This is a genomic window from Flammeovirga sp. EKP202, from assembly GCF_014534745.1.
Taxonomy (GTDB): domain Bacteria; phylum Bacteroidota; class Bacteroidia; order Cytophagales; family Flammeovirgaceae; genus Flammeovirga.
In genome coordinates this window covers 1-260 of record NZ_JACVVP010000166.1, presented here as the reverse complement: position 1 = coordinate 260, position 260 = coordinate 1, and the positions used below count along the sequence as shown (strand labels likewise).

At 43.8% G+C, this 260-nt stretch carries 3 tRNA genes; all 3 read left to right on the top strand.

Features of this window, described 5'->3' with window-relative positions:
* The first annotated feature begins 2 nt into the window (after nucleotides 1–2).
* The 3 genes from IC221_RS29435 (at nucleotide 3) to IC221_RS29425 (ending at nucleotide 259) form a co-directional block, all read left to right on the top strand.
* Nucleotides 3–76: transfer RNA gene (locus IC221_RS29435), tRNA-Asn, on the top strand.
* A gap of 19 nt (nucleotides 77–95) precedes the next feature.
* A tRNA-Asn gene (locus IC221_RS29430) sits at nucleotides 96–169 on the top strand.
* 16 nt (nucleotides 170–185) lie between these two features.
* A tRNA-Asn gene (locus tag IC221_RS29425) sits at nucleotides 186–259 on the top strand.
* The last annotated feature ends 1 nt before the right edge of the window (nucleotide 260 follow it).

Here is a 260-nt window from a genome sequence, read left to right as displayed (position 1 = left end):
TTTCTCCTTTAGCTCAGTTGGTTAGAGCATCTGACTGTTAATCAGAGGGTCCTTGGTTCGAGTCCAAGAAGGAGAGCTACTTTATTCAAATTCATTCCTCTTTAGCTCAGTTGGTTAGAGCATCTGACTGTTAATCAGAGGGTCCTTGGTTCGAGTCCAAGAAGAGGAGCTCCCAAAATAAATTTTCTCCTTTAGCTCAGTTGGTTAGAGCATCTGACTGTTAATCAGAGGGTCCTTGGTTCGAGTCCAAGAAGGAGAGC